This is a genomic window from Actinomadura sp. NBRC 104425, assembly GCF_030269545.1.
GTDB lineage: Bacteria > Actinomycetota > Actinomycetes > Streptosporangiales > Streptosporangiaceae > Spirillospora > Spirillospora keratinilytica.
This window is the reverse complement of the sequence record NZ_BSTN01000066.1, coordinates 1-3917: the sequence shown is the minus strand read 5'-3', so window position 1 is coordinate 3917 and position 3917 is coordinate 1. Positions and strand designations below refer to the sequence as shown.

The window sequence follows — 3917 nt, the reverse complement described above, 5'->3', positions numbered from 1 at the left end:
GATACCGGGCCAACCGGTTCGACCGCGCCTCCAACTCGGCATACGTCAAGGACACCTCACCGCACCGCAACGCCACCGCATCCGGCGTCCGCTGCGCCCACGCCTGGATCTGCTCGGGGATCAGGGCATCTGCGACCGGCGCCCGCGTGGCGTTCCAGCCGGTCAGTAGGAGTTCGCGTTCGTCCGGGGTGAGGATGTCGAGCCGTCCCACGCCGCTGTCCGGGGAGGCGGCGAACTGCTCAAGGATCGACAGCAGGTGCCCGGAGAACGCCTGGGCGGTGGCCTCGGTGAACACGTCCGGCCGGTAGTCCAGCGACAGTTGCAGGTCCTCGCCCGGCAGGACGGCGAGCGTGAGCGGATAGTGCGCGGGGTCCTTGACCTCGGTGCCGAGGAGACGCAGCTCGCCTATCCGCTTGGGCCCGGACGAGTCTCCCGGGTAGTTCTCGTAGACCAGCAGCGTGTCGAAGGTGGCACCGCCTGTGGCGGCCTGACGCTGGATGTCGGTCAGTCCGAGATGCCGGTGGGCCAGCAACGCGGCCTGCTCGGCCTGCACGCGCACCAGCAGGTCGCTCACCGTCTCGCCGGGGTCCAGCCGTACCCGGACGGGAATCGTGTTGATCAGCAGTCCGAGGATGCGCTCGACACCCGCGATCTCGGCCGGCCGGCCGGAGACGGTCGTGCCGAACACCACATCGCGGCGGCCGGTCAGCTTGCCGACCAGCACCGCCCACGCGCCCTGCACGACCGTGTTCAGCGTGAGGCCGTGCGCCCTGGCCATCGCGCGCAGGGCCGCCGCCAGCGATTCGCCCGCCCGGATGACCACCCTGTGCGGCACGACCGGCTCGCCTCCCGTGACGGCGGGGGCCACGAGGGTCGGCTCGTCCAGTCCGGACAGCGCCTGCCGCCAAGCGGCCCGCGCCGCGTCCCGGTCCTGGCGGGCCAGCCATGCCAGGTAGTCCCGGTAGGAGGTGGCGGCGGGGAGCGCCGCCGGTTCGCCGCCGGCCTCGTACAGCGCCCACAGCTCCTCCATGAGCACCGGCAGCGACCAGCCGTCCAGCACCATGTGGTGCATCGTGATGACCATCCGGAACCGGCGCGGCGCCAGCTTCACCAGCAGCACCCGGATCAGCGGGGGCGTCGCGAGGTCGAACCGCCGCCGGTGGTCCTCGACGGCCAGCCGTTCGGCCTCCGCGAGGGCCGCTTCTCCGGTCAGGTCCGAGAGGTCGGCTTCGCGCCAGGGCAGCGTCACCTCGCGGGAGACGGCCTGGACGACCTCCTGCGCCCCGGCGAGGAGGCGGACTCCGGCGCGGAGGCTCGCATGCCGGTCGAGCAGCGCCTGCCACGCTCCGCGCAACCGCGCGCCGTCCAGGGGGCCTTCGAGGTCGAGGGCCCGCTGCCCGACGTACACGTCGGCGGACCGCTCGTCGTAGACCGAGTGGAACAGCAACCCCTCCTGAAGGGGCGCCACCGGCCACACGTCGACCAGCCCGGGAACGGCGGCTTCCAGCTCTTCGACCTGGTCCTGGGCCAGCGACACCAGCGGGAAGTCCGAGGGGGTGAATCCGCCGCCGGTGTGCGCGACCAGCCCGGTCAGCATGGCCGCCCACGTCCCGGCCAGTTCCTCGACTGCGCTTTCGGTCAGCAGTTCGGACGGCCATTCGAGGGTCAGGGTCAGTTCCGGGCCTTCGGGAAGGTCGTGGACGAGCCCGGAGACTTCCAGGACGTGCGCCGCGGGCGTCCGGGGGTCCGCCCCGCCGACCAGGCCGCCGCGTCCCACCGGCTGCCACGATCCGCCGAGGTCATCGGCGGTGCCGCCGCTGAACCGGCCGAGGTAGTTGAAGCCGATCTGCGGTACCGGCAGGGCGGCCAGTTCGGCGGCGGTGTCGGGGTTGAGGTGGCGCAGCAGCCCATAGCCGAGCCCGTCGGACGGCACCGCGCGCAACTGCTCCTTGACGCGCTTGAGCAGTCGGCCCGCGTCGGGCCCGCCGGTGCGCACGTCGGTCAGATCGAGGGCGCCGGGGTCCAGGCGGACGGGGTGGACGCTGGTGAACCAGCCGACCGTCCGCGACAGGTCGAGGGTGTCGCAGGTGCGGCCGTGGCCCTCGACGTCGATCAGCACACCGCCGCCGTGCCGCCGCCAGTCGATGACGGCCGCCGCCAGCCCGGCGAGCAGGACATCGTCCACACCCGCGTGGAACGCCGCCGGAACACGGGTCAACAGCGCCTCGGTCACCTCGGGCGGAAGCGTGACCGTGCGCGTGTTCATCGTGCCGATCACGTCGCGGTCCGGGTCCAGGGGCCGGTCTCCGAGCACCGGCTCGGCACCGTCCAGCATCGCGGCCCACAGCGGCAGCTCCGCGACACGTTCCGCCTTCGCGGCCTGCTGCACCAGGTCCAGAGCCCAGCGCCTGAACGGAACCGGCACGGGTTCAAGTTCACCGTCCGGCGCGTCGTAGGCGTCGGCGAGATCGGGCAGCAGGATGCGCCACGAAACCCCGTCCACCACGAGGTGGTGGATGAGCCAGAGGAGCTTGCCTTCGGCGTCGGGGCCCGCGTCGAACCAGGCGAGCTGGGTCATCACCCCGGCCACCGGGTCGAGCCGGGACACCGCCGACCGGGTGTGCTCGTCGATCACCCGGTCGGCGGGTGTCCCCTCGCAGGGCACCCTGCGGACGAGTTCGGCGGGATCGACCGTTCCCGGCTCGGGGACGATCAGCTCGGTGCCGTCGAGTCGGGCACGCAGCACGTCATGGCGGTCCAGGACGGCCCCGACCGCGCGGGCGAGACGGTCGAAGTCGAGCCCGGCCGGGACCGACAGCAGCATCGACTGGAAGAACCCGCCTTCCAGCGCCATGCCTCCGGATCGTTCGATCGCCTCCCGCATGACCGGCAGCAGCGGTACGCGCCCGGTCGCTTCGATCGCGCTGGCCGTGTCGTCCTCTTCGACGGGGGTGGCGACGGCCGCCAAGCCTGCCGCGGAGCGGTGCTCGAAGACCTGTCGTGCGGTGAACACCAGCCCCGCCCGGCGGGCCCGCGACACCAGCAGCATCGACATGATCGAATCCCCGCCCAGAGCGAAGAAGTCGTCATCCGCTCCGACCAGGTCAAGGCCCAGCACCTCGGCGAACAGGTCGCACAAGACCGCCTCGGTCGGGTTGGCCGGTGCCCTTCCCCCCGCCAGGCCCGCAAAGTCCGGCGCCGGCAACGCGGCACGATCGACCTTGCCGTTCACCGTCAACGGCAACGACTCCAACACCACAAACGCCGCCGGAACCATGTACTCCGGCAACCGCCCCGCCACATACTCCCGCAACACCGCGGTGTCGACCGAACCATTTGCCGGGACGACGTAGGCGACCAGGCGCTTGGTACCCGGCTGGTCCTCACGAGCGACCACCGTCACCCGCCCCACCGACTCATGCCCGGCCAGCACGGCCTCGACCTCACCCGGCTCCACCCGGAACCCGCGAATCTTCACCTGCTCATCGGCACGCCCGACGAACTCCAACTGCCCGTCGCTCGTCCAGCGGACCAGGTCACCCGTGCGGTACATCCGCTCCCCCGCCCCGAACGGGCAGGCGACGAAACGTTCAGCGGTCAGGCCAGGTTGATCCAAGTACCCGCGGGCGAGCCCGCCCCCGGCCACATACAACTCCCCCACCACCCCGGCAGGAACCGGCTGCAAAAACCGGTCAAGCACAAAGACGCGCGCATCGTCGCGGGGACGCCCGATCGGCAACACACCCGCAACCTTCGCTCCGGCCGGCAGCTCGAACGTGGTCGCGCACAACGTCACCTCGGTCGGCCCGTACAAATGACGCACCACCACACCCGGGCACGCCGCCCGCACCGCCTCCACCGCCGACACCGCCACCACATCACCACCGGTCAACACCTCACGCACACCCGCAAAAACC

1 protein-coding gene is annotated in these 3917 nt (G+C 71.5%); it reads right to left on the bottom strand.

Annotation, left to right across the window (positions count from 1 at the left end; translation table 11 throughout):
* On the bottom strand, positions 1 to 3904 hold a 3904-nt coding region (locus tag QSK22_RS33015; protein WP_285498427.1), incomplete at its 3' end, for a condensation domain-containing protein.
* Between the last annotated feature and the right edge of the window lie 13 nt (positions 3905 to 3917).